At 70.0% G+C, this 24,714-nt stretch carries 24 protein-coding genes and 2 pseudogenes; 6 read left to right on the plus strand and 20 right to left on the minus strand.

Annotated features, from left to right (window positions below):
• Positions 1–62: 62 nt before the first annotated feature.
• The 4 genes from OHU89_RS00195 to OHU89_RS00210 all read right to left on the minus strand — a co-directional run bounded on the left by OHU89_RS00195 (position 63) and on the right by OHU89_RS00210 (position 4,634).
• Positions 63–1,778, minus strand: coding sequence for a cellulose-binding protein (locus OHU89_RS00195; RefSeq protein WP_405638648.1), 1,716 nt, complete (start codon positions 1,776–1,778; stop codon positions 63–65).
• Positions 1,779–2,234: 456 nt separating this feature from the next.
• Complete coding sequence (locus tag OHU89_RS00200; protein WP_405638650.1) at positions 2,235–3,653, minus strand: non-reducing end alpha-L-arabinofuranosidase family hydrolase; 1,419 nt, start codon at positions 3,651–3,653, stop codon at positions 2,235–2,237.
• A 339-nt stretch (positions 3,654–3,992) separates the two neighbouring features.
• On the minus strand, positions 3,993–4,229 hold the full coding sequence (locus OHU89_RS00205; RefSeq protein ID WP_405638652.1) for a hypothetical protein: 237 nt from the start codon (positions 4,227–4,229) through the stop codon (positions 3,993–3,995).
• A gap of 9 nt (positions 4,230–4,238) precedes the next feature.
• Positions 4,239–4,634 carry a hypothetical protein gene (locus OHU89_RS00210; RefSeq protein WP_405638654.1) on the minus strand — a complete coding sequence of 132 codons (396 nt, stop codon included), beginning with the start codon at positions 4,632–4,634 and terminating at the stop codon, positions 4,239–4,241.
• Positions 4,635–4,996: 362 nt separating this feature from the next.
• Here OHU89_RS00210 and OHU89_RS00215 point away from each other — a divergent pair.
• A pseudogene (locus tag OHU89_RS00215) lies at positions 4,997–5,585 on the plus strand (xylosidase); the annotation flags it as partial.
• Between the two features lie 77 nt (positions 5,586–5,662).
• A complete protein-coding gene (locus OHU89_RS00220; protein ID WP_405655087.1) occupies positions 5,663–5,893 on the plus strand; it encodes a hypothetical protein in 231 nt (76 codons plus the stop codon).
• Between the two features lie 28 nt (positions 5,894–5,921).
• Here OHU89_RS00220 and OHU89_RS00225 read toward each other — a convergent pair whose 3' ends face one another.
• Together OHU89_RS00225 and OHU89_RS00230 are read right to left on the minus strand one after the other, a co-directional pair.
• A complete protein-coding gene (locus tag OHU89_RS00225; RefSeq protein WP_405638656.1) occupies positions 5,922–6,839 on the minus strand; it encodes an IS3 family transposase in 918 nt (305 codons plus the stop codon).
• The gene (locus OHU89_RS00230; protein ID WP_405638658.1) at positions 6,836–7,144 is read right to left on the minus strand and encodes a transposase; all 309 of its coding nucleotides are present in this window, start codon (positions 7,142–7,144) and stop codon (positions 6,836–6,838) included. Before OHU89_RS00230 ends, OHU89_RS00225 begins: the two co-directional genes overlap by 4 nt.
• Before the next feature lie 52 nt (positions 7,145–7,196).
• Between OHU89_RS00230 and OHU89_RS00235 the strand changes: the two genes are divergently transcribed.
• Positions 7,197–8,438: a glycoside hydrolase family 43 protein gene (locus OHU89_RS00235; RefSeq protein ID WP_405654222.1), complete on the plus strand. Its 1,242-nt coding sequence runs from the start codon at positions 7,197–7,199 to the stop codon at positions 8,436–8,438.
• 148 nt (positions 8,439–8,586) lie between these two features.
• On the opposite strand, the gene OHU89_RS00240 is transcribed toward OHU89_RS00235, so the two are convergent.
• A complete protein-coding gene (locus tag OHU89_RS00240; protein WP_405638660.1) occupies positions 8,587–8,748 on the minus strand; it encodes a hypothetical protein in 162 nt (53 codons plus the stop codon).
• Positions 8,749–9,169: 421 nt separating this feature from the next.
• Between OHU89_RS00240 and OHU89_RS00245 the strand changes: the two are divergent.
• Positions 9,170–9,585, plus strand: a pseudogene (locus OHU89_RS00245) (transposase family protein); the annotation flags it as partial.
• A 132-nt stretch (positions 9,586–9,717) separates the two neighbouring features.
• Here OHU89_RS00245 and paaE read toward each other — a convergent pair.
• From paaE to paaC, 3 genes are read right to left on the minus strand one after another with little or no spacing between them, the layout of a single operon-like run.
• Positions 9,718–10,851 carry a 1,2-phenylacetyl-CoA epoxidase subunit PaaE gene (gene paaE / locus OHU89_RS00250; protein ID WP_405638662.1) on the minus strand — a complete coding sequence of 378 codons (1,134 nt, stop codon included), beginning with the start codon at positions 10,849–10,851 and terminating at the stop codon, positions 9,718–9,720.
• Positions 10,851–11,393: a 1,2-phenylacetyl-CoA epoxidase subunit PaaD gene (gene paaD, locus OHU89_RS00255; RefSeq protein WP_405638664.1), complete on the minus strand. Its 543-nt coding sequence runs from the start codon at positions 11,391–11,393 to the stop codon at positions 10,851–10,853. Before paaD ends, paaE begins: the two co-directional genes overlap by 1 nt.
• Positions 11,387–12,253 (minus strand): 1,2-phenylacetyl-CoA epoxidase subunit PaaC, encoded by an 867-nt coding sequence (gene paaC / locus OHU89_RS00260; protein WP_405638666.1) that lies wholly within the window; start codon positions 12,251–12,253, stop codon positions 11,387–11,389. Before paaC ends, paaD begins: the two co-directional genes overlap by 7 nt.
• A gap of 161 nt (positions 12,254–12,414) precedes the next feature.
• On the opposite strand from paaC, the gene OHU89_RS00265 reads away from it, so the two are divergent.
• Entirely contained in the window at positions 12,415–13,623 is a 1,209-nt protein-coding gene (locus OHU89_RS00265) for an RNA-guided endonuclease InsQ/TnpB family protein (RefSeq protein WP_405638668.1), read from the plus strand.
• 33 nt (positions 13,624–13,656) lie between these two features.
• On the opposite strand, the gene paaB is transcribed toward OHU89_RS00265, so the two are convergent.
• The 10 genes from paaB to pdhA form a co-directional block, all read right to left on the minus strand.
• Positions 13,657–13,953, minus strand: a complete 297-nt coding sequence (gene paaB, locus OHU89_RS00270; RefSeq protein ID WP_266396692.1) for a 1,2-phenylacetyl-CoA epoxidase subunit PaaB — start codon at positions 13,951–13,953, stop codon at positions 13,657–13,659.
• On the minus strand, positions 13,950–14,930 hold the full coding sequence (gene paaA / locus OHU89_RS00275) for a 1,2-phenylacetyl-CoA epoxidase subunit PaaA (RefSeq protein ID WP_405638670.1): 981 nt from the start codon (positions 14,928–14,930) through the stop codon (positions 13,950–13,952). Before paaA ends, paaB begins: the two co-directional genes overlap by 4 nt.
• Positions 14,931–14,967: 37 nt before the next feature.
• The gene (locus OHU89_RS00280; protein WP_405638672.1) at positions 14,968–15,813 is read right to left on the minus strand and encodes an enoyl-CoA hydratase/isomerase family protein; all 846 of its coding nucleotides are present in this window, start codon (positions 15,811–15,813) and stop codon (positions 14,968–14,970) included.
• On the minus strand, positions 15,804–16,670 hold the full coding sequence (locus OHU89_RS00285) for a 3-hydroxyacyl-CoA dehydrogenase family protein (protein WP_405638674.1): 867 nt from the start codon (positions 16,668–16,670) through the stop codon (positions 15,804–15,806). Before OHU89_RS00285 ends, OHU89_RS00280 begins: the two co-directional genes overlap by 10 nt.
• On the minus strand, positions 16,667–17,446 hold the full coding sequence (locus OHU89_RS00290; RefSeq protein ID WP_405638676.1) for an enoyl-CoA hydratase/isomerase family protein: 780 nt from the start codon (positions 17,444–17,446) through the stop codon (positions 16,667–16,669). Before OHU89_RS00290 ends, OHU89_RS00285 begins: the two co-directional genes overlap by 4 nt.
• The gene (locus OHU89_RS00295) at positions 17,443–18,624 is read right to left on the minus strand and encodes a thiolase family protein (RefSeq protein WP_405638678.1); all 1,182 of its coding nucleotides are present in this window, start codon (positions 18,622–18,624) and stop codon (positions 17,443–17,445) included. The genes OHU89_RS00290 and OHU89_RS00295 overlap by 4 nt, the downstream gene beginning before the upstream one ends.
• Positions 18,617–20,323 carry a phenylacetic acid degradation protein PaaN gene (paaN, locus tag OHU89_RS00300; protein ID WP_405638681.1) on the minus strand — a complete coding sequence of 569 codons (1,707 nt, stop codon included), beginning with the start codon at positions 20,321–20,323 and terminating at the stop codon, positions 18,617–18,619. Before paaN ends, OHU89_RS00295 begins: the two co-directional genes overlap by 8 nt.
• A 77-nt stretch (positions 20,324–20,400) precedes the next feature.
• A complete protein-coding gene (locus OHU89_RS00305; protein WP_405638683.1) occupies positions 20,401–21,933 on the minus strand; it encodes a dihydrolipoamide acetyltransferase family protein in 1,533 nt (510 codons plus the stop codon).
• Positions 21,930–22,949, minus strand: a complete 1,020-nt coding sequence (locus OHU89_RS00310; RefSeq protein ID WP_405638685.1) for an alpha-ketoacid dehydrogenase subunit beta — start codon at positions 22,947–22,949, stop codon at positions 21,930–21,932. Before OHU89_RS00310 ends, OHU89_RS00305 begins: the two co-directional genes overlap by 4 nt.
• 5 nt (positions 22,950–22,954) lie before the next feature.
• Positions 22,955–24,091, minus strand: a complete 1,137-nt coding sequence (gene pdhA / locus OHU89_RS00315; protein ID WP_405638688.1) for a pyruvate dehydrogenase (acetyl-transferring) E1 component subunit alpha — start codon at positions 24,089–24,091, stop codon at positions 22,955–22,957.
• A 120-nt stretch (positions 24,092–24,211) separates the two neighbouring features.
• Here pdhA and OHU89_RS00320 point away from each other — a divergent pair, with 120 nt between their 5' ends.
• The gene (locus OHU89_RS00320) at positions 24,212–24,712 is read left to right on the plus strand and encodes an Lrp/AsnC family transcriptional regulator (RefSeq protein ID WP_266882503.1); all 501 of its coding nucleotides are present in this window, start codon (positions 24,212–24,214) and stop codon (positions 24,710–24,712) included.
• Positions 24,713–24,714 lie beyond the last annotated feature (2 nt).

Consider the following 24,714-nt stretch of genomic DNA (forward strand, 5'->3'; position numbering starts at 1 on the left):
GCCCGGCGCGTACGCCACGGGTGGGTGGCGTTGCTGCCGGGCCGTCAGTCACTCACGCGGTCTCACCTCCCGTGCAGACCCCTGCGGCGACGTCCGCGAAGCACCATCACGCCGCCGGCGGCGATGACCAGCAGGCCACCGAGGGCGCTGTATGTGACAACAGCGCTGCTCGCCCCGGTGGAAGCCAGGTCGCCGGACGTGCTGCTCGGGGTCGCCTGGCCGACGGGCGCGCCGATCCCCCCCTGCGCACGGGTGCCGGTCGTGCCGGGGGCCGAGACAACCGGCGTGACGGCGGTCGGCGTGGGGGCGGGCGTCGGATTGTCAGCACTGGCCGTCCCCGACGCGGGCTTCAGTTGAAGAGTCGTGATCGAGTACGGCGGCAGCGTCTGTGCGCCCGCCGTGCCCCGCTTCGCCGTCGTCAGGGCGGTGTCTCCCTTGGCATACGAAACGGTCGTGACCGCCCCTGCGGCCGGGGTGAATCCGGCGTACGAGAGCGACACCTGCGCCGCGTCCTTCGGGCTCTTGTTGATCAGCATGACGTTGAGCCCGCCCTTGCTGCTCCGCACCGCGTGCACGGCGACCGACGAGTTGCGCGAGGACGACTTGACCATGGTGTCGCCAGGCTTCGCCAGTGCGGTCAGCGAGCGGATGCCCCAGTAGGTGGGGAAGGGCGTGTCGCGCCGCGGTTGGCACTTCCCCCCGGCGCAGGTTCCGGCGGAAAGAATGCCCCCGTCCTGGTAGTCGGTCTGGCCGTTGACGGTGGTGGGTGCGTCGCCCGAGCCGTTGTGCAGGTTCCACCAGTCCACGTGGGTGGCACCCTGCTCGAACCAGGTCATGTAGGTGTCCGGCGCAAAGAGGGCTGCGGCCTGGCTGGTCAAGGCGGGCGAGAAGACGGTGTCGGTCTCGGTGACCGCGATCTCCACCGAAGCAGCGCGCGAGCCCGCGTACTTGGCGATCAGCGAGCGCAGCGAGGACCTGACACCGGTGATCCGGGAGGGGGTCTTCAGCAGGTCGGCCGTGGTTTTGCCGCCCGGATACCAGTGGACGATGACGAAGTCGATCGAGCGTCCCGCGATGGAGAGCACCGTGTTGTTCCAGTCGGCGGTGTCACCGGGAGCCTTCTCCGCATCCGGCCAGTAGCCGGGGGTAGTGAGCACCGCTCCGATCTTCACCTTCGGGTCCACGGCCTTCATCGCCTTCGCGTAGGCGACCAGGTTCTTCCCGTACTCCTTCGGGCTCTTGTCGGCGTGGTTGTCGGTTTCCCAGCCCTTGCCGTTGCCGTAGTGCCCGTTGCCGTAGACCTCGTTGCCGATCTCCCAGTACTTCACGCCGTAACCTTTGTCGACGTTGGCGTACTTGACCCAGTCGGCGGCCTCCTGGGGGGTGCCGGAACCGTAGTTCGCGGTCAGGATCGGCTGGGCGCCGACCTTCTTCGCGGTGGCCATGAAGCTGTCGAAGTCGGTGTTGGGTACGATCCAGCCGCCGTTGCCCATGGTGTGGGTCTTCCAGTGGAAGTCGTCCGCGCCGGAGCCGCCGGGATAGCGAAGCTGCCGAACTCCCGCACCCTTCATCAGCGATGTCACCTTGGCGTCCCCCATGCGGTCGTCGCCGACGCCCGTGTTGAGGCCGACACCACTGCTGGGCACCGTGCCCAAGGAGGTACCGGCATCCACACTGATGCCGACGGTCGCCGCGGCGTCCGCGCTGGGCGCCAAGGCGCCGACACCGGCCGAGGCGGCGAGCACCGCCACCGCCCCCGCGACAAAGCGGAGGCGCATCCGGCTACGGCGGGGCGTGCGACCCCGAGGTATCGGCTGCTCGGCGGATCTCGGGTCTTCTGATGACACGTAATGCTCCGATCGGGTGGTGACACAGAGGGCGTAGCGCCGCTGACCACGGCTCGCCCTCGTCGGTACACCCCTAAGTGGCCGCTCAGAGCGGAAAGGTTGCCGTCTCAATTATTTTTTCGCCGAGACGCGGTCGCACGGTCTCACCGGACCCGGTGAGACCGTGACCCGGTGCCTCGGTGACACGCCCGGGCTCCCTTTCCACCTCGACGGCGCGAACCATCACATGCTTCCGGCTCCACGAAAGAGAGGAACCCCGGCCGACGCGCGGCTGGGGTTCCTCAAGGCGGTGAGTATCGGTCAGCAGGTGGAGTTACCCACGGTGTAGACAGCTCGTCCACGCGGCGGCGGACCGCACCCCGTCGCGGTCACCGTGGATCAGGCGGGTCAGCGCTGCAGGGTGAGCAGGCCCGGCCGGTACGGCAGGCTCATGTAGTCGGTGTTCGGCGGGATGTCTTTGAGGAGGCCCTGGTAGAGGAACTGCAGGTTGCAGGGGTCGATGGTCATGGTCTGGTCGGGGTTGTTGCGGATCAGGTCACCGTGGCTGACGCCCTGGGCCCAGGTGGAACCGCTGTTGGCCTCGCCTGCGAAGGGGCTGCTCTCGCTGCCGGCCTGGACGGTCCACGGACCGTTGAGGCTGGTGGCGGTGAACGAGCGGAAGTAGCGGTTCGAACCCTGTGCCTCAACGATCATGAGGTACTGGTCCCGGCCCTGGACCTTGTAGACCTCCGGCGCCTCGAACAGAAGGTCCTTGTTTGTGTCGCTCATGACCGTCGTGTACGAGGAGCCGAAGCTGCTGGGGAAGTTCTCGAGCGGCATGCTCGTCCGGTAGATCTTGCCGTTGTCACCGGCGAAGAACAGGTACATGTTCTGGTTGTCGGCGATCATGGTCGCGTCGAGCGGGGCGCCGTCTTCGCCGGCGGGGAGGCTGCCGGTGAACAGCGGCTGCGGGGCGGACCAGCCGTTGGGGTTGGTGGGGTCGCTGGACGTGCTGTAGACGAACGACGGCCACTGGTACACCACCACCCAGATGTTCTTGGTTGAGAGGTAGAACAGTTCGGGCGCCACCGCGTCTCGGTTCGTCTTGGTCTGGGTGGCCGCCCCCATGTCCGACCAGTTCGTGAAGGGACTGAACCCCGTCGAGCCCCACCCACTTTGGTTGGCGGTGGTCGCGTAGACCAGGTTCTGGCCGTTGTACTTCACGGTGGCGAAGTCCTTCAGCGCGAGCTGCCCGTTCGCCGGCTGCGCCAGCGGGTCGGTCGAGGTCCACCGGTAGGTCGACGGAAGAGCACACGCGTTGCTCGCCCCGGACAGGCCGGTCCACTTCTGGTTGGTGCCGCCTTGGCACGACCAGAGCCGCACCTCCGTGCCGTTGGCCTTACCCCAGCCCGAGGCCTCCAGGCACAGCCCGGACCGCACGCCGATGATCGTGCCGTCGGGGTTCACCCGCCACTGCTGGTTCTCAGTGCCGGTGCACGTCCAGATCTGCACCGGGGTCCCGGGCGTGGTGGCGCCGCCCCGGGCATCCAGGCACTTGTTGCCGTACACGGTCAGCTGGGCGCTGTCCGTCAACGTCCACTGCTGGTTGGTTCCGCCGTGGCAGTCCCAGATATGCACGTTCGCGCCGTCGGTCTGGCTGACGCCCGCCACATCGAGACAGCGGCCGGAATCAACACCGCGCACGTCGCTGGTGGTGGCCGCCTGAGCCGGGCCGGCGACAAGCAGCGCCGCCAACGCGGCCAGGGCCGCGACCACGGCGGCCAGCACCGCGGACGGGCGTCTGCGGCTGAAACTACGTCTGCGCATAAGGACCTCGTCATCCTTGAGCAAGCGACTCCGGGCTGACCCGTCAGGGGCTGTCCGGAGGCGGTGTGATGCAACCCTGATGGTCGATATACCGAACAAGGGTCGAAGTACCGATCGAGAGAATGCTAGACATCCCATGAATGACGTCAATACTTCTCACGAAATCCGCGGCCAAAAACGTTCGCAGGCTCAAACCAGGCGGCTTCAAGTTCCGTGCCTGTACGGGTCTTTGGCTGAGGATCAGGTAGCAGTGCGGGCGCGGGCTTGGACAGGCACCGTTGCAGTACTGATTGCCGCCGCTCGCGAAAAGGTTGCCGCCCGGTCCAAGTCTTTTCGGACTCACTGCTGGCCGTGCGACCTCGGGCGCGCCCACCGAAACGCCCCTGCCCGCTGGGGAAGGGGGCGTTTCGGTGTGACCTGCCGGCAGAAGATCGCGCAGGCCCCGCGGAGTTCGGCGAAGCCGCCGTACTTCTCCCGCAGGTTCACGGAGGTCGGCATCGGGGCCGTCTTCGCGATACGGACGGTGGCCTCGCTGCCCCCTTTGGACTCGGGATCGAACGGGACGCAGGTGTGCACCTGCAGGCCTTAGGGGCGTCCAGCGGCCACGACGTGAGGATGACGGACCGCGATCGCGACCCGGTCGATGCTCATCGCCTTCTCGTTGTCGGTGAGTAGACAGGTCGATGCCCCGCCGATCGCCCGCAAAGTGGAGTCGATGCACGAGACCACCGTGGGCGGGGTCCGGTCCCAGACCGGGAGCGCCACCCGCAAGCGGGACCACACCAGCCACGCGCAGAACAACAGCGTCTCGCGCTCGCTTCTACCGCCCGGACCAGGCACTTTCGGACCCCATTCCCAGTCGCACTGCAACCAGAGACCGGGCTCGGCGATCCACGGCCGGTAAGTACGACGGTGGCCGGCCCGCCAGCCTTCCTTCGCCCGCGCGACCGCCCGCCGCGTCGTCCGCTCGTCCCCGGTCAACCCAGTAGCTGGAGGCGTTCGTGGAGCTTGTCGGCTCGCACCGTGCGCTGCGCCCGGTCGACCCACTCCTCGATCTTTGGCATGAATGGGCCGATCACGAATCTTGTGCTGTCCGCTTCTCAACTCCTAGGATCCATGCCGTCCGAAGGATCGGTTCACGTTCGATGAGTCGAACACGCCCGGCCGGAGCGCCTTTCGCATGGTGCACATGCCGGGCATGGCAGCACCCGCATCATCCGTACCAGTAAGGCTCTCCCCCACACGCCAAGTGCCGGACCTGGAAGGGTGCACCCGGCATGCGTGCGGCGAGCCCCGATCGCCTCCTGGAGCATCGTGTGACGCCTCCCGCACCATGCCCGCGCGGCCGGGCCGTCGTCCAACTCGTAGGCCGTGCCTGGGGCACGTCGTATCCCAGCCCCGTGCTGCTTCCCCCACCCCGCCAGGTCACCCCACCGACCGGCGGCGACACCTTCGACGGAACGACCGTGAAACCGAAGGGGGAACGGGACCATAATCCGGACCACGACAAGTGGTCCGTTATCAGCGGCCTGACCCTGCGCACCGCGACGGTCACCAACGACCTGTACTGGGCCCGCAATACCCTCACCCACCGGATTCAGGAACCCGCCTCCACCGCGACCATCCGGCTGGACTACGCGATGATGCGCGACGGACAGCAACTGGAGCACCACCGGCGCCGAAGTCGCGAGCGCCGGCGTCACGGGCGGTCGCATCTGGCTGCGCGCGGCCGCAGACATCCGCCCCGGCGCCTCCCGTCCGGGAACCTTCTCCCACAGCACCGACGGCACCAACGTCACCCGCCTGAGGACCGCGTTGACCACGGGAAACACCTGGCAGCCCTTCATGGGCTACCGCTTCGCCCTTTCCAACTACGCCGCGCAGGCACTCGGCGGCTTGGTGCGTATCGCACGGTTCGCGCTGACCACACCCCGAGCGCAGCGACGTTCCTCCCCCGTATCTGACCAGCTCCTCAGTCCCCGACCCGCAGCACCAGGTAGGACCACACCATGGCCAGTACCGCCGTCCACAGGCCAACGGCTCACCCGACCGCAGGGAGATCACCCGCCACCGGTACGAGACTCACCCGGGCAGCCGCCTGGGTGGTGGGCCTCCTGCTGGTGTTCGCCGTCGTGCCCGCCGCGGTGCAGCCCACCGCGGCCAGGGCCGACAACCCGATCGTGCAGCACGTCTTCACCGCCGACCCGGCCCCGCTGGTGCACAACGGACGGGTCTACTGAGGTTCCCCCGTCATACGGGAGCCGCTGATCAGCTGGTCAGCAGGGGTTGACGGGTGTTGAGGTTCGTTAGTTCGGCCGTCGCCTGCTCGGCGTAGTACTTCTCCTCGAACTCGATCGGGCTGAGGAAGCCGAGCCGTTTCTGGATGCGGCGGGAGTTATAGAAGCCGTCGATGTATTCGAAGAGCGCGAGGTTCGCCTCGGCCCTCGTGGTGAAGGTGCGGCCACGGAGGCCCTCGGTTTTGATGAGCATCCAGAGGTTCTCCGCGAGGGCGTTATCGTACGAGTCCCCGACGGAGCCCATGGATGCCTCAACTCCCGCTCGCATCAGACGGGTTGTGAGCTTGATGGATGTGTACTGACAGCCGTGGTCGGCGTGGTGGATGAGCTGCCCGGGCTCGACCTCGCGGGACGCGAGTGCGTACTCCAGGGTGGTCAGGACCAGGTCGGCGTCCGCGCGGGCGGAGGTCTCCCACGCGACCACCCGGCGGGAGAAGGCGTCCCGGATCGCAGAGAGCCACAACGGTCCCTCGCCGGTGGAGATCATCGTCAGGTCGGTGACCCACAACCGGTTCGGCGCCGGTGCGGTGAAGTCCCGGTTGACCAGGTCCGGGGCGAGGCTGGCCGTGGGATCGCGGCGCGTGAAGCCCTTCCGCCGGGGGCTGATCCCTGCGATGTCGGCCTCGCGCATCAGGCGCTCGACCCGCTTGCGGCCCACGTGGACGCCCTCGCGTTTGAGGACGGCGTGCACGCGCGGTGAGCCGTAATTGCCGCCGGACTCGGTGTGGATCTCCTTGATCCGCTCGGTCAGTTCGACGTCGCGGCGCCGCCGTTCGCACGGCTCCTTCTCCGCACGGCGCCACCGGTAGTAGGTGGAAGAGGCGATATGCAGTTCCCGCAGGACGCACTCGACTCCCAGGCGGGGATGCTCGTCAACGAGCGCCGTCACCTGGGCCGGGTCGGGTCGAGCTGCGCCGCGAAAAAAGCTGAGGCCGTCCGCAGGACGTCGTTGGCCCGCTTGAGCTGGGCGTTCTCCTTGCGCAGCGCGGCGAGCTCGGCCCGCTCGTCGGTGGTGAGACGGTCGTCGCGCTCGCCGGCATCGGCCTCGGCCTGCCGGATCCAGCCGCGCAGGGCCTCAGGATGCACACCGAGGTCGACGGCCAGCTTCTTGATCTGTGGCTTCGGCTCGGTGGTGCGATACATCTGCACCGCACGCTCACGCAACTCCAGCGAGTATTTCCTGGGGGCAGCCATGGTCATAGGTCCTCTCATGAGTCCCATCTGACCGGCTGTCAGCTTCCTCCGCATCTCGGGGGAACTTCACTACCTCTACACCGGGCACGACGAGGACGGCTCCACCTCCTCCTTCGTGATGAAGGACTGGCGTGTGTGGTCCTCCGCCGACATGGTCAACTGGACCGACCACGGCTCACCGCTCAGCCTGGCCACCTTCAGCTGGGCGTCCGCCGACGCGTGGGCGGGCCAGGCCGTCGAACGGGGCGGCAAGTTCTACTGGTATGTGCCGGTGACAGCCCGGGCGACCGGCCGGATGGCCATCGGCGTGGCGGTGTCGGACAGCCCCACCGGCCCGTTCCGGGACGCCCTCGGCCACCCGCTGATGGAGAACAGTGAGATCGACCCGACCGTCTTCATCGACGACGACGGCCAGGCCTACCTGTACTGGGGCAATCCGAACCTGTGGTACGTCAAGCTGAACGCGGACATGACGTCCTACGCAGGCAGCCCCGTCCAAATTCCGCTCACCACCGCCGGCTTCGGAACCCGCACCGACAACCCCGACCGTCCCACGCTGTACGAAGAAGCACCCTGGGTCTACAAGCGGAACGGCCTGTACTACATGGTGTATGCGGCCAGGTGCTGCTCGGAGTTCATCGCCTACTCCACGGCGCCCAGCCCGACCGGGCCGTGGACCTACCGTGGAACAGTCATGCCCGCCCAGGGCAACAGCTTCACCAACCACGCGGGCATCGTGGACTTCCAGGGCAACTCATATTTCTTCTATCACAACGGCGCCCTCCCGGGCGGCAGCGGCTTCACCCGCTCGGTCGCAGTGGAGAAGTTCTCCTACAACACTGACGGAACGATCCCGACGATCAACATGACGAACACCGGTGCACCCCAGGTCGGTGCGCTTGACCCGTACGTACGCCAGGAGGCCGAGACGATCGCCTGGGGTTCCGGGATCAAGACCGAATGGACCAGTGACGGCGGAATGAACGTCGGCTGGATCGAAAACGGCGACTCCATCAAGGTCAAGGGAGTGGCCTTCGGGCCGGGCCCGTCCTCCTACACCGCGCGCGTGGCCTCCGCCACCGACGGCGGCACCATCGAACTGCGCCTGGGCAGTCCGAGCGGGACGGTCGTGGGCCGGTGCAGTGTGCCGAACACCGGCGGCTGGCAGGCCTGGACCACGGTGACCTGCCCAGTGAGCGGCGTGACGGGGCCCCAGGACCTCTACCTGCGGTTCACCGGCGGCAACGGCTACCTGTTCAACATGAACTGGTGGCAGTTCACCCGCGCCGCGTAACCGCACCGCGCTGACTTGCTCCTCGGGCCGAAGCCCGAGGGTCTTGGCCTTCCCGTCCGAAGACTGTGCCGCGTAGCGGCACAGTCTTCGGCCCTTCTGAGCGGCAGGTCCGCGCCTGAATCTGCTGACTGCCGCGGACACGCCGGCCTCACCGAGCCGAGGGCCACTCCCCCACATGGAAGAGCTCCAACTGACCGTAGAGCTCGTCAATGTCCGACAGCTCCAGCGACAGGTTCTCAAGGACCGAGACCGCACGCACGAGTCCGTGGACATCGGCGCGCAGGAACGCGGCAGCCGAGGAGAAGACCACGGCAACGGCCCAAAGGCTGCTCGCGCCGCGCTCCCTGAAAAGGTCACGGAGCGCGTCCCAGGTACATCTACCGCTGAGCATTGTTTGGACCGGGACGGCCTGGACGTGCTGACGGCCTTCCGTAGCCGGCCTCGAGTTCCGGACGCGAAGGGTGAGGCGTCAGCGATGCGGAATGATCAGGAAACCGCTCCTGCCCCTGGCCCAAGATCAACCTGTTCGCTAAGCGTCCGTTCGCCTTCAATTCACCTGCGGCCGCCGCCCGTTGCACTCGCCGACCGCAGGCGTGACACCGTCAATCCGAGGATCACCACGATGAAGAAGCACCCCAAGCTCATAGGCGCCGCTGCCGCAGGCACGCTGGCCGTACTCGCGGTAGCCGCCCCCGCCTCCGCCTACCCCGGCCCCCACGCCGGCGACCATCGGGACACGCTGGCGGCGCCTTCCTGCGGCACGTCAGGCCCTGCTCGCCCTGACCCACCTGCGATGCGGTGACACCTACGCCCAGCTCGCCGCCGGGTTCGGCATCGGGATCGTCTACCGCTACATACGTGAAGCCGTCGAGCCCTGTCCGCCCTCGCCCCGTCCCTGGCCCAGGCGATGAGGACGATCCGGGCGAAAGCGTTCGTCATCCTCCACGGCACCCTGCTGACGATCGACCGCATCGCCGCCGACACCCCGTACTACTCCGGGAAACACAAACGCCACCGCATGAACGTCCAAGTCCTCACCGATCCGTTCGGACTGCTGCTCTGGGCCTCACCGGTACTGCCCGGCTCGACTCACCACCTGACCGCCGCACGACAGCACGGCATCATCGAAGCCCTTCGCACAGCGGATTCTCCTACCAACGCGACGATGCTCCACCCCCGGTCCCGGGGCGGCGACCAGCGTGCCGACCAACTTCTCCCCCAGCTTTGTCTCTCCATGACGGGGGACCACAGTCGGCGGCCCGTTCGGCGTCGTCCCTCCTCAGCTGTCGAAGTCGACGGTGAGCGTGTCGGAGGCAGCGAAGGTCTGGCAGGTGAGGACGTAGCCTGCGGAGACCTCGGCGGGTTCCAGGGCGTAGTTGCGGCGCATGTCGGCCCGGCCGTGGGTGACGAGGGCACGGCAGGTGCCGCAGACGCCGCCCTTGCATGCGAACGGCAGGTCGGGACGGGCCTGTTGGGCGCCGTCGAGGACGCTGCGGTGATGCGGGGCGGAGTACGTGGTGGCCCGGCCGTCGAGGACCACGGTGACCTCGCTCGTCGGGACGTCGGCCACGGCGTCGTCCCAATCGGTCGTTGTCCGGGCGGGCGGCGAGGGTGGCTCATCGTCTGCGTGGAACAGTTCCTGGTGGACGCGGTCGGCCGGGACACCGAGGCCGAAGAGGATCGCGCGGGCGTCGCGGACCATGCCGTGCGGGCCGCACAGCCACCAGTGTCCAACGTCCTGGATGTCGACGAGGGCGTCGAGCAGCGCGGCGAGCCGTCCGGAGTCGAGGCGGCCGGAGAGCAGTTCCGCTTCGCGCGGCTCCCGGGACAGGACGTGGGCGAGCTGGAAGCGGGCCGGGTACTCGTCCTTCAGGTCGGCGAGTTCGTCCGCGAACATCACGGTGCCGGTGCGCCGGTTGCCGTACAGGAGGGTGACGCGGGAGGCGCCGTCCGCGCCGAGGACCGACGCGGCGATGGACAACATCGGCGTGATGCCGGATCCGGCGGCGACGAGCACATGGTGGCCGGGTCGATCAGAGTGTCCGGCATCGGCGAGGTCAGGGGTGAAGGCGCCGGCCGGGCCCATGACTTCCAGGGTGTCTCCGGGGCGTACGCCATGGACGAGCCACGAAGAGAACAGCCCGCCCGGTACGACGCGGACGCCGATGCGGGGCGGTGTCCCGGCCGGTGCGCAGATGGAGTACGAGCGGCGCTCGTCGCGTCCGTCTATCTCTCGGCGCAGGGTGAGGCACTGGCCGGGGAGGAAGGCGAACTCCGCGGCCAGACGGTTGGGGATGTCGAAGGTGAGGGCGGCGGCGTCGGGGCACAGCGGCTCGACGGCGGCGACGCGCAGGGCGTGGAAGGCCGGACGGCGGCGGGCCCGTGCCGCGACCGGCGTACGGGGATGGGGCATCAGATGTCCTTGACGTGTGGGAAGGGGTCCAGGCAGGCGCGGCAGCGTCTGAGTGCCGTGCAGGCGGTGGCGGCGAATCGCGACATCTCCTCGGTGTCGGTCGAGGCGCAGCGGGGACAGGGCACGACGGCCGGGGCGGGGGTCAGGGTCAGCCAGGTCGGCCCCGGCGCGGAGTTCGGGTTCCGGCGTGCACCGGGTGGCGCGACGCCGTGTTCCGTCAGCTTGCGGCGGCCTTCGGCGGTGATCCATTCGGTGGTCCACGGCGGGTCGAGCACCGTGACCACGCGGACGGCGCGAAAGCCGGCCGCGCGCAGCCGGGTGGCGACCTCGGCGCGCATCTCCGCCATCGCGGGGCAGCCCGCGTAGGTGGGGGTGAGTCGCGCGACGACCGTTCCGTCCTGCTCCACCTCGATGGCGCGGAGCACGCCGAGATCCGCGACGGTCAGCATGGGCAGTTCGGGGTCGGGGACCTGGGCGGCAATGTGCCGGGCCTGTTCCTCCGCTTCCCTGCGGCGCTCGCCGGGAACCGGAATCGTCACCATGCCGCTTCCGGGTGTGCGCGGGCGACGCTCTGTAGTTCGACGAGGAGCGGCGCCAGATGCCTCGTGTGGTCCCCGCCCCGTCCGGCGCCGGGGACGGAGGAGACGGACACGGGCCCGAGCGGCAGAGCCTCGGACGGGTTCAGCCCGGCCTTCACGAGCACATCGGCGAGCAGGAGCAGGGTCCGGTCGGTGACGGTGGCGGGGTCGGCGCCGAAGCGTACCGCGGTGCGGTCGGCCAGCAGTTCGCCCAGCCAGGGTGCGATCCCGTGCAGGGCCGTTTCCATGCGGCACCGGGACTCGGCGGTCCCGTCACCGAGCCGTACGGTCCATTCGGCGGCGTAGTGGCGGTGATAGGCCAGTTCCTTCACGCTCTTCGCGGCGATGGCGGCCAGCACCGGGTCCGGCGCCCCGGTCAGCGCCTCGAACTGGGCGAGTCGCCACGAGGACGTGACCAGCAGCCGGGCGATGGTGAACGCGAAGTCGCCGCCCGGCAGTTCGGCGAGCCGTATGTTGCGGAAGTCGGCCGGGTCGCGGAAGTAGGCGTACGCGTCCTCGCCGCGGCCCGTGCCGTCGGCCCGGCCGGTCCTGGCGTACAGCAGACGGGCCTGGCCGAGCAGGTCCAGACCGATGTTGGCGAGCGCCAGTTCCTCCTCCAGCTCCGGGGCGCGGGTGCACCACTCGGCCAGCCGCTGGGCGGACACCAGGGCGTCGTCGCCCAGCGCCAGGCAGCAGGCCGCCACGTCCCCGGCGTCGACGCCGTCCGGTACCGCCTGGTCCGCGCCGTGCAGTGGGTCGGTGAAGCCGGTGCCGAACGCCCACCGCGCGTTGTCGTGGTCGACGAACAGGTCGTCCTCGCTCATCGGTGTTCTCCTTCGTGGATACCCCGGCCTTCAGGCCGGGGAGGAAACGAAGCTCCTGCGGAGCAGGGCAGGGAAAGCCGGTTCGCCGCCTGGGCGGACCGGGGTCCACCGTCCCCCGGACGACACCCGCTGCCCACACGGAAGTTGATAAAGTGTGAGACGTGACGCGGCAGGTCAAGCGGGCATTCAAGTACCGCTTCTACCCCACGAACGAGCAGGCGGCTGAGCTGTCCCGCACGTTCGGCTGTGTCCGCCTCGTCTACAACAAGGCGCTGGAGGAGCGAACACGGGCCTGGTACGGCGAGCAGCGTCGTGTCTCCTACGTGCAGTCGTCCGCCGCGTTGACGCAGTGGAAGAAGACCGGGGAACTGGCTTTTTTGGCCGAGGTGTCCTCGGTTCCGCTGCAGCAGGCGCTGCGCCATTTGCAGACGGCGTTCGGGAGCTTCTTCGCCCAGCGCGCGAAGTACCCCCGGTACAAGAGCCGGAAGAAGTCGGGTGCGTCGGCCGAGTACACCCGCAGCGCCTTCAAGTGGCGCGAGGGGAAGCTGACGCTGGCGAAGATGACGCAGCCCCTGGACGTTTGCTGGTCGCGTCCGCTGCCCGACGGAGCACAGCCCACGACAGTGACAGTGTCTCGTGACAGCGCGGGCCGCTGGTTCGTGTCCCTGCTGTGCCAGGACACCATCGCCCCGGCCCCGGCCACCACGAACGCGGTGGGCCTGGACGCCGGGATCACCTCCCTGGTGACCCTGTCCACCGGCGAGAAGATCGCCAACCCCCGGCACGAGCGGCGTGACCGTGCCCGCCTGGCGAAGGCGCAGCGGGAGCTGTCGCGGAAGGCGAAGGGTTCGGCGAACCGGGAGAAGGCCCGGTGCCGTGTCGCCCGCGTGCATGCGCGGATGGCCGACCGGCGCCGGGACTTCCTCCACAAGCTGTCGACTCGTCTCGTCCGTGAGAACCAAACGGTCGTGATCGAGGACCTCACCGTCCGCAACCTGCTGCAGAACGGCACGCTCGCGCGCGCCGTCTCGGACGCGGCCTGGACGGACCTGCGCTCCATGCTGGAGTACAAGTGCGCCTGGTACGGGCGCGAGCTCGTCGTGATCGACCGCTTCTTCCCCAGCAGCAAGCTGTGCGGGAACTGCGGGACGGTCCGCGGGAAACTGCCGCTGAACGTCCGCGAATGGACGTGCGTCTGCGGCGCGGTGCATGACCGCGACGTGAACGCGGCACGCAACATCCTGGCCGCCGGGCTGGCGGCGTCTGCCTGTGGAGACGGTGTAAGACCTCAACGGGAGTCCTCCCGGACGGGGCGGTCGTCGGTGAAGCAGGAACCCCAGCGGGCGACCGCTGGAATCCCCCGCCTCTAGGCGGGGGAGGAAGTCAAAGCCTGCTCCTGGGTCCTAGATGTGGGGGACGTCGTCGGGGATGTCGTAGAAGGTGGGGTGGCGGTAGACCTTGTCGGCGCTGGGCGCGAAGAAGGGGTCCTTCTCGCTGGGGGTGGAGGCGGCGATGGTGTCCGAGCGCACGGCCCAGATACTGACGCCCTCGTTGCGCCGGGTGTACAGGTCCCGGGCATGGGTGAGGGCCATCCGGTCGTCGGCCGCGCGCAGGGAGCCGACGTGGACGTGGTTGAGGCCGCGCTTGCCGCGGACGAACACCTCGTACAGGGGCCAGTCGCGCCTGGTCGTCCCGCTCATGCCGCCGCCCCTTCACTCGCGTTGGCTGCCTGCTTGGCCGCGTGGGCGGTGGCCGCCTCGCGCACCCAGGCGCCCTCCTCGTGCGCGGCCCGGCGTCGCGCGATCCGTTCGGCGTTGCACGGTCCGTCACCGGAGATCACCCGCTTCAACTCGTCCCAGTCGGGGGTGCCGAATTCGTGGTGCCCTCGCTCCTCGTTCCAGCGCAACTCGGGGTCGGGCAGGGTCACGCCGAGCTTCTCGGCCTGCGGGACCGTCATGTCGACGAACCGCTGCCGCAGTTCGTCGTTGGTGTGCCGCTTGATCCTCCAGGCCATGGACCGGGCCGAGTTGGGCGAGTTGTCGTCGGGAGGACCGAACATCATCAGCGATGGCCACCACCAGCGGTCGACGGCGTCCTGGACCATGGCTCGCTGTTCCTCCGTACCGCGCATCATCGTCAGCAGCAGTTCGTATCCCTGCCGCTGGTGGAAGGACTCCTCCTTGCAGACGCGGACCATGGCGCGTCCGTACGGCCCGTACGAACTCCGGCACAGGGGCACCTGGTTGCAGATCGCGGCGCCGTCGACGAACCAGCCGATCACCCCGACGTCGGCGAAGGTGCGGGTCGGGTAGTTGAAGATCGACGAGTACTTCTGGCGCCCCTCGATGAGCCGCTCGGTGAGGTCCGCGCGGTCGGCGCCGAGCGTCTCGGCGGCCGAGTACAGATACAGGCCATGCCCGGCCTCGTCCTGCACCTTCGCGAAGAGGATCGCCTTGCGGCGCAGCGACGGCGCACGCGTGATCCACTCGCCCTCCGGCTGCATACCGATGATCTCCGAGTGCGCGTGCTGGGCGATCTGCCGGATGAGCGTCTTGCGGTAGCCGTCCGGCATCCAGTCCCGGGGCTCGACGCGCTGGTCGCGGGCAATGGTGTCCTCGAAGGCCGACTCGAGGCTCCGGGGCTGCGGGGGTGCGCCGGTGGCGGCGGGTGTGTTCATGGTGTCCGTGTCCTTTCGTATTCGGTGTGTGGGTGGGTCAGTGGCCTCGGAAGGCGGGGCTGCGGCGTTCGAGGAAGGCCGCGACGGCCTCGTGGTGGTCGTCGGTGGCGCCGAGCCGCCGCTGGATCACGGCCTCGCGCTCCAGCGCCGCCGGCAGGGGCGTGGTTGCAGCGGCCCGCAGCAGTGCCTTGGTCTCCCGGTGGGCGGCGGTGGGTCCGTCGGCCAGGGAGCGGGCGAGGGCCAGCCCTTGGGCTGTGGCCGAGCCGTCCGGTACGACACGGTGGACCAGGCCCCAGTGCGAGGCGTCCCGTGCGGAGAACTGGTCGCTGAGCAGCATGAGTCCTGCGGTCCGCGAGGGGCCCAGCTGGCGGGCGAGGGCGCGGGCGACCCCGGAGTCGGAGGCCAGCCCGATGCCGGTGAAGGCGGTCCCGAAGCGAGCACTTTCACCGGCAACCCGCACGTCGGCGCAGAGGGCGATGCCGAGTCCGGCCCCTACGCAGGCTCCCTCGACGGCCACGACGAGCGGGACCGGCAGCGCGTGCAACTCCTTGACCAGCGGGTTGTACTCGTTGGGAATGTTCGCGAAGGCCGCGGCGGGTTCGGTCCGCAGCAGCCGGGCGTGTTCCCTGAGGTCCTGGCCGACGCAGAAGTGCTTGCCGCGGGCGGTGATCAGGGCCGCTCGCACGCCGCGTGCGGTGTCCGTGGTCAGGCGCCGTGCCGCCATGAGGAGTGCGCTGCGCATGTGCGCGTCGAGGGTGTTGCCGCTCGCGGGTCCGCGCAGTTCGATGACGGCCACGGCGTCGGTGACGTCGTACGCCACCCCGTACGGGGCGGAGTATCCGCCCGCCTGGGTTTCGGTGGCCGTCCCGTCGGTCAGTGCCACGAGTAGAACCCCTGACCGGCCTTGCGGCCCAGCTCGCCTCGGGCGACCTTCGCCCGCAGCAGCCCGGGCGGCGCGAACCGCTCCCCGAGCGTCGCGTGCAGGTGTTCGGCGATGGCCAGCCGTACGTCGAGACCCACGACGTCGGTGAGGCGCAGCGGCCCCATCGGGTGCCGGTAGCCCAGGCGCATGGCGGTGTCGATGGCCTCCGGGTCGGCGACCCCTTCCTCGACCATGCGGATCGCCTCCAGACCGAGGGTGAGGCCGAGGCGGCTGCTGGCGAATCCCGGGGAGTCCTGGACCACGACCTCCTGTTTGCCGAGGGCGTGCGTCCAGCCGGCCGCCGCTGTGAGGGTCTGCCCGGTGGTGTCGGGAGCGAGGATCAGTTCGATCAGCGCGGAGACGGGCACGGGGTTGAAGAAGTGCATGCCCAGGAAGCGTCCGGGCCTTTTCAGGGCCGCTGCGAGTTCGGTGACCGGTAGGGAGCTGGTGTTGGTGGCGAGCACGCACCGCTCCCCCACGGCCTGTTCGGCGGCGGCGAGCAGGCGGGCCTTGAGCGCGGCGTCCTCCGGTGCCGCCTCGACGACCAGATCGGCGTCGTGGGGCAGTCCGGCGATCGAGGTCACGATGGTGATCCGGTCCGGTACGTCATCGGCCACGGGTCCGCCGAGCCCCCCGCGCTCGGCGGCCCGCCGCAGCCCCGTGGTGATCCGGTCCAGGGCGACGGCCGCGGCCGCGCCGTCGTGCTCCACGACGACCACGGACGACCCGGCGGCCGCGAAGGACTGGGCGATACCGGCGCCCATCCGGCCGCCGCCGATCACCCCCACGACGGCGGGTGGTGCTGATGCCGAGGTCATGCCCGGCCTCCGTTCTTCTCGTTCTTCTCGTTCTTCGCCAGGAAGCGCGTCATGCGTTCCTCCTTGTCGCGGCCCTCGAACAGCACGGCCTGGGCGAGGTCGTCGGCCACCGGATGGGCACCGGGAGCGTCCGTGACGAGCTTGGTCAGGCGCAGGGCGAGTGCGGAGGATCGGGTCATGCGGTCGAGCAGGGCGTGCGCTTCGGCGGTCAACCGGTCGGCCGGTACGACGTCCATGACCAGCCCGCAGGCGAGCGCGGCAGGCGCGTCGAGCTTCCGTCCGGCGAGCAGGACCTGCTTGGCCACCGACTCGCCGAGCAGCTCCCCCAGCCGCCAGCAGGCCCCGGCGGCGGCAAGGATGCCCAGGCCCGGTTCGGGGTTGCCGAAGACGGCGTCCGGTCCGGCGATCCGGATGTCGCATGCGTACGCCAGCTCGGCGCCGCCGCCGAGCGCCCAGCCGTCCACGGCGGCCACGGTGGGCATGGGCAGCCTGCGCACCCGATCGAACAGGCGGCTGTTGATGCCCTGGAGGGCCTCGTCCCGACCGCGCCCGAGAAGTTCGGCGATGTCGGCGCCGCCGGCGAAGACTCCGTCGTGCCCGGTGAGCAACAACAGCCTGGGATCGCGCTCCAAGTCCTCGCAGACCCGGTGAAGTTCGGCGATCATGCTGCCGCTGATGGCGTTGCGGGTCTCGGGGCGGTGCGGGGTGACGACGACGCGGTCCGCCCGGGTCTCGACCAGCAGGGTGTCGTACGGGGTGCTGGTGGGCGTGCTCATACGCGCTCCACCAGCATCGACACGCCCATCCCGACGCCCACGCACATGGTCGCCAGGCCCCGGTGGCCGTCCTCGCGTTCCATCCGGCCGAGCAGGGTGAGCACGATGCGGGCGCCGGAGCAGCCCAGTGGGTGGCCGAGGGCGATGGCACCGCCGTCGGCGTTGACGCGGTCCTCGTCGACCTTCAGCCTCCGGACCACCGCCAGCACCTGGGAGGCGAACGCCTCGTTCAGCTCGACCGCGTCCAGGTCGTCGGCGCTCCAGCCCGCCCGGTCCAGTGCTTTGGCGGTGGCCGGTACCGGGCCGAGCCCCATGAGGCGGGGCTCGACCCCGGCCGAGGCGGTGGTGACGACACGGGCGCGGGGGGTCAGCCCGTACCGTTCGACCGCCGCCCCGCTCGCCACCATCAGAGCGGCCGCCCCGTCGGACAGTGGCGAGGAGTTGCCCGCGGTGACGATCCCGTCCCGGCGGAAGGAGGTGCGCAGCCCGCTCAGCCTGTCCAACGAGGTGGAGGGCCGGGGTCCCTCGTCCTGGGTCACCTCGCCGTCCTTCACCGGCACCGGGACGATCTCCCGGTCGAGCCGGCCGGCCTGCTGGGCGGCCACGGCCCGGCGGTGGCTGCGGAGCGCGTAGGCGTCCGCCTCCGGGCGTGTGATGCCGTCCAGGGCGGCGAGTTCCTCGGCGGTCTCGCCCATCGACAGGGTGGTCTCGGCGGGGAAGCGCGGGTTGGTGAAGCGCCAGCCGAGGGGGGTGTCGTGCACCTCGCCCGGTCGGGCCCAGGGAGTGCCGGGCTTGGACATCACCCAGGGAGCGCGTGTCATCGACTCCACTCCGCCCGCCACGACGAGATCGGCCTCGCCCGCCCGTATCGTCTGGGCGGCGGACGCCACGGCCGTCAGCCCGGACGCGCACAGCCGGTTCACGGTGTATCCGGGCACGGAGTGCGGCAGCCCGGCCAGCAGCGCCGCCATCCGGGCCACGTTGCGGTTGTCCTCGCCGGCCTGGTTGGCGGCACCGAGGATCACCTCGTCGACGGCCTCGGCCGGGACCCCCGAGCGCCGTACCGCCTCACCGACTACGAGAGCGGCCAGGTCGTCGGGGCGTACGGAGGCCAAAGCACCGCGGTGGCGGCCCAGCGGGGTGCGGGCTCCGTCGATCAGATAGACCTCATCAGGCATGGACGTGCTCCTCTGCGGGCGCGTGGCGGCGGGACTGGACGACTGAGAAGCGGCCGGTGACGAAGGCCGGGTCGGTGAGGGCGGCATTGGCGGCGGGGTTGGCCGCGGTGCCGTGGAAGTCGCTGAAGGCGGCGGACTGGTTGACGAAGACACCGCCGGTCAGGTTCTCGGACAGGTGGACGCCCGCTTCCAGGGCCGTGGCCTGCGCCACCTCCAGCACGGTGTCGTCAGTCGTGTACACGGAGGCGGTCAGGGCGCCGTGCCGCCGCACGGTGTCGTGCAGCAGCCTCAGGCTGTGTGCGGTGGAGTCGGTGCCGATGACGAAGGAGACCGGCCCGAACCACTCACTGGTGTACGTCTTCTCGTCCGTCTCGGCGTCGAGCCGGGCCACCAGCGGGGTGCGGACGACCGCGTCCGGGTGGTCGGGGTGGGCCAGTTCGCGGGAGGTGTGGGCGGTACGGTCCAGGTCCGCGGCCTCCGCCAGGCGCCCCAGTACCCCGGTGTTCACGATCGTGCCGAGGGTGGCCGCGGCGCGGCCGGGGTCGCCGAGCAGCTTGTCCAGGGCGGCGCCCAGGTCGGCGGTGAACTCGTCGGCAGTGCGCGGCCCTTGGTCGGTGGGGATGCCGTCGCGGGGTACGAGGATGTTCTGCGGGGTGGTGCACATCTGGCCGCTGTAGAGGGAGAGCGAGAACGCCAGGTTGCGCAGGAGCCCCGCGTAGTCGTCCGTGGAGTCGACGACGACGGTGTTGAGCCCGGACTTCTCCGTGTGTACGACGGCTTGGCGGGCGTTGGCCTCCAGCCAGTCGCCGAACTCGCTGGAGCCGGTGAAGTCCACGATGCGCACGTCGGGGTGGGTGGCCAGGACGGGCGCGGTTCGCTCCTCGGGACGCTCGGCGGCGAGCAGCACCACGTCCGGGTCGAAGCCGGCCTCCGCCAGGACCTCGCGGGCGACGCGCACGGTGATCGCCAGCGGCAGTACGGCCCGCCGGTGCGGTTTGACGATCACGGGGTTGCCGGTGACCAGGCTTGCGAAGAGCCCTGGATAGCCGTTCCAGGTGGGGAAGGTGTTGCAGGCGATCAGCACTGCCACCCCGCGTCCGACGGGGGTGAAGGTCTTGTCCATGACGAGTGGGCCGCCTCTGCGCTGCGGCTTGCTCCAGCGGGCGGTGGCCGGATGGCGCCGCTGCTCCTGCCAGGCGTACGCGACCGCTTCGAGGCCGCGGTCCTGGGCGTGCGGACCGCCTGCCTGAAAGGCCATGCCGAAGGGCTGGCCGGTGGTGTGCTGCACGGCGTGCGCGATCTCGAAGCTCGCCGCGTTCAGCCGGGCCAGGATCTCCGCCGCGACGCCGGCGCGGGTGTCCGGGCTCGCGGCGCGCCACGCCACGGCGGCGGACCTGGCCGTTGCGACGGCGGCCTCGGGCACCAGGCAGGGGTAGCTGATGCCGAGGGGGAAGCCGTAGGGGGAGATCTCGGCGGCGGGGACGGTGCCGGTCGTGGGGTGCCCTTCGAGGGGGAAGGGCCGGCCGAGGAGGCCACGGAAGGCCGCCTCGCCCACCTCGGGTGCCCCGGCTCCGTACGCGGAGGTGCTGGGCGTTTCCGGGTATGGCGACCAGTAGTCGCGGGCGGCGGCACGCTCCACCGCCTGGTGCAGCAGATCCGTATGGCGTGCGAAGAAGTCGGGGTGTGGGTCAGTGGACACGGGGGCTCCTGGCCGAACGTTCGGTAGGTCGATGGGTGCGGGGCACCCAGGTGGAGACAAGGGAAATGGGGGGCGGATCAGACGTCGGCGAGCAGGATCGCCGGGCGCTCCACGCAGTCGGCCACGAAACGCAGGAAGCCTCCGGCTACTCCCCCGTCGCAGACCCGGTGGTCGAAGCTGAGGGAGAGCTGCATGACCTTGCGGACGGCCAGCGTGCCGTCCACCACCCAGGGTTTGTCGACGATGCGGCCCGCGCCGAGCAGGGCGGCCTCCGGGTGGTTGATGATGGGCGTGGAGCCGTCCACGCCGAACACGCCGTAGTTGTTGAGGGTGAAGGTCCCGCCGGTCAGACGGTCGGGGGGCAGACTCCCGTTGCGGGCGAGCTCGGTCAACCGGGCGAGTTCGGCGGCCAGTTGTACGGTCGTCAGGCGGTGGGCGTCACGGACGACGGGGACGACCAGGCCGCGTTCGGTCTGGGCGGCGAAACCCAGGTGCACCTCACTGACGCGGACGATCTCCCGCCGCTCGGTGTCCACCGTGGAGTTCAGTTCCGGGTAGCGACAGAGGCCGGAGACGCATATGCGGGCCAGCAGGGCCAACAGCCCGATGCGGCGGCCTGGTTCGGCGGCCTCCAGCGCCGTCTTGGCCTGGAGCAGCCCGGTCGCGTCCACGTCGACCCAGGTGGTGGCGTCGGGGATCTCGGTGCGGCTGCGGGAGAGCTTGTTCGCGATGGCACCCCGTACTCCACGCAGCGGTATGCGCTCGGCACCGTCGGGGGCCCTTCGTGCCTCCGGGGCGGGAGCCGATGCCTGCCGCGCCGGGGTGTTCGGTGCGGAGACGGGTTCCGTCGGCGCCTGCGTGGCGGCCCGGAGGATGGCCTGCTCCACGTCCCGTCTCAGGACGACGCCGGCGGGACCGGACGGCGCCAGACCGGCGAGGTCGACACCGTGGTCCCGGGCCATCCTCCGTACGAGAGGCGAGATCACCCGGGGTGCGTGCGGCGTGGGGTTCTCGGCCGGGCCCTGCGGTCCTGCCGTGACCGGGGCGGGATGGCCGTCGTACGCCGGTGTTCCGACGCCGATCAGGGCCTCGACGTCAGCAGCCGCGGCACTGGCGCTTGGGGCGCTCGCGCCCCCGGACGCCTCGCCCGGGACCACCACGGCGGCGCGCCGACGGCGGCGGCGCGAAAGCGCTGGGCCGTGGCCGGTGCCGTAGCCGATCAGGACGTTGCCGGAACCGGCCTGTTCCTCCTCCCGGTAACGCTCCGCGGCCGCCTCGGCCGAAACCGACCCGCCCGGCGCCGCGGGACGGGGGCCGCCACCCGACCCCTCAGAGGCGCCGACACCGCCGGAGGGGTCCGCGCCCACCGTGATCAGCGGCTCCCCCACCGCCAGCGCCGTGCCCGCCTCCGTGTGCAGTCGCAGCACCGTGCCCGCGTACGGGACCGGTACCTCGACCGCTGCCTTGGCGGTCTCGACCTCGACGACGATCTGGTCGATCGTCACCGTGTCGCCGACCGCGACCTTCCACTCGACGATCTCGGCCTCGGCCAGTCCTTCGCCGAGGTCGGGCAGCCGGAACAGCTGCTCCCGGAGCGGTGCGGTGGTCATGCGACCGCTCCCTTCAGCAGGTGCCGGGTGTCCGGCTCGTCGGTGAGCTGGAGGCGGTCGACGGCGTCGAGGATCCGGTCGACGCCGGGCAGGTGCGCGTGCTCCAACTTCGGCGGCGGATAAGGGATGTCGAAGCCGGCGACCCTCAGGACAGGTGCGGCCAGTGAGTGGAAGCAGCGCTCCTGCACGCGTGCGGCGATCTCCGCCCCGACGCCCGCGAAGCCCTGGGCCTCCTGGACGACCAGGCAGCGCCCGGTCCGGCGCACCGATGCCGTGACCGTCTCGTCGTCGAAGGGCACCAGGGTCCGCAGGTCCACGACCTCGAGTTCGATGCCCTCGGCCGCGGCGGCTTCCGCGGCGGCCAGGGCCACCGGAACCGACGGCCCGTACGCGACGACCGTGGCGTCACGGCCCTCCCGCCGGATCGCCGCCCGCCCGAACGGCAGCACGGCGCGCCGTTCCAGGTCGGTGTCCTCCCTCGACCAGTACAGCTTCTTCGGCTCCAGGAAGACGACCGGGTCGGGGTCGGCCACGGCGTCGCGCAGCAACCAGTACGCGTCCTCGGCCGTCGCCGGGGTGACGACCTTCAGTCCCGGCGTGTGCGCGTAGTACGCCTCACTGGAGTCGCAGTGGTGCTCGACTCCGCCGATGCCACCCGCGTACGGGATGCGGATCACCATCGGCAGCGTGAGGCGTCCCCGGGTGCGGTTGCGCAGCTTGGCGACGTGCGAGGCGATCTGCTCGAAGGCGGGGTACGCGAAGGCGTCGAACTGCATTTCCACCACGGGCCGGAAGCCGCCCATCGCCATGCCGACGGCCAGTCCGACGATGCCGGCCTCGGCCAGCGGGGTGTCGAAGCACCGCTGCTCGCCGAAGTCGCGTGTCAGTCCGTCGGTGATCCGGAAGACACCGCCGAGGGGGCCGACGTCCTCGCCGAAGACGAGTACGCGCTCGTCCTCACGCAGTGCGTCGCGAAGAGCGGTGTTCAGCGCCTGCGCCATCGTGACCTTGGCCATGGCCGTCAGTCCTCCTGAGTCTGAAACGTGGTGGGTTCGTCGGCTTCGGACAGCTCGGCCGCCAACAGGGCGCGCTGTTCTCGTAGTTGCGGCGTCGGCTCGGCGTAGACGTGGTCGAAGAGCTCCAGTGGGTCGGGGACGGTTTCCGCGTTCATGCCGGCGCGCAGTTCGGCGGCCAGTGCCTCCGCCTCCTCCCTCACCGCCGCGACGTCCTCGTCGGTGAGCGCGCCACGGGCCCGCAGGTGTGCCTCCAGCCGGCTGAGCGGGTCGGCGGCCCTCCACCGCTCGACCTCCTCGTCGTCCCGGTAGCGGGTGGCGTCGTCGGCGTTGGTGTGCGCGTCCATTCGGTAGGTGTGCGCCTCGACCAGGAAGGGGCCGTGCCCGGCGCGGGCATGTTCGACGGCCGCGGTCAGCACCGCCATCACGGCGACCAGGTCGTTGCCGTCGACCTGCTCGCAGCGCACGCCGTGGCCGATTCCCTTGTACGCGAGGGCGGGCGCCGCGGTCTGCCGGGCCAGCGGCACCGAGATCGCGTACTTGTTGTTCTGGACGAAGAAGACGACCGGCGCACGGAAGACGGCAGCGAAGTTCAGCGCCTCGTGGAAGTCGCCCTCGCTGGTGGCGCCGTCCCCGACGAGAGCCATCGCCACGCCGTCCCCGCCCTTCCGGCGCAACGACTCCGCCATGCCGGTGGCGTGCAGCACCTGGGTGGCCAGCGGGGTGCACTGGGGGGCGACGCGGGTGGCGGCCGGGTCGTAGCCGCAGTGCCAGTCGCCGCGCAGCAGCGTCAGCACCTCGAGGGGGTCGATGCCGCGGGTGACCAGGGCCATGGAGTCCCGGTAGGTCGGGAAGAGCCAGTCGTCGGGGCGCAGCGCGAGCACGGCACCGACCTGACAGGCCTCCTGGCCCCGGCTGGACGGGTAGACCGCGAGCCGCCCCTGCTTGGTGAGCGCGGTCGCCTGGGTGTCGAAGCGGCGGCCCAGGACCATCCGCCGGTAGGCGTCGCGGAGGGTCTCGACCGGGGGCTCGGTGTATCCGGCCGGCACCTTGGCCACCGGAGTGCCGTCCTCGGCCACGAACCGCACCGGCGTGAGGGACGGCAGGAGGCCCTGGACCGTCTGTCGGAGGCTCTTCACGGACATGGAGGGCACTCGCTTTCTCTGGACACTTGACAGGAGAATGGTCGCCATAACGGAATATGTGTTCAATACTTCGGCCGAAGTGGCGATGAACTGCCGAATCGAGTGCACGTGGAGACCAATGTGTCCGAGGAAACCTCACCGCCGGGGTCGGTGCCCGGACGAACTGCCGTTCCGCTCGACGACATCGACCGGCAGATCCTGGCCCGGTTGCTCAGGGACGGCCGGGTCTCGGTCCGGGCGCTCGCGGAGGACGTGCACATCTCACGCGCCAACGCGTACACGCGTATCGGCCGACTGGTGGCCGAGGAGGTCATCACCGGCTTCACCGCGCAGCTCAATCCACAGCGGGCGGGACTCGGCACGAGCGCCTACGTGACGCTGACCATCGAGCAGGACGCCTGGCGTGACATCTCGCGCGAGCTACGCGACATGCCGTACGTCGAGCATGTCGCCCTCGTCACCGGCGACTTCGACGTCCTGGTGCTGGTCCGTGCACCGGACAACCTGGCGCTGCGCCGGGTCGTGCTGGAGAGCATCCAGGCGGTGCCGGGGGTGCGCTCGACCCGCACCTGGCTGGTCTTCGACGAGGTGCGGGGCCGCGGGGCCGACTGGACCGCCTGACG

The sequence above is a fragment of the Streptomyces sp. NBC_00019 genome (assembly GCF_045041015.1).
Taxonomy (GTDB): domain Bacteria; phylum Actinomycetota; class Actinomycetes; order Streptomycetales; family Streptomycetaceae; genus Streptomyces.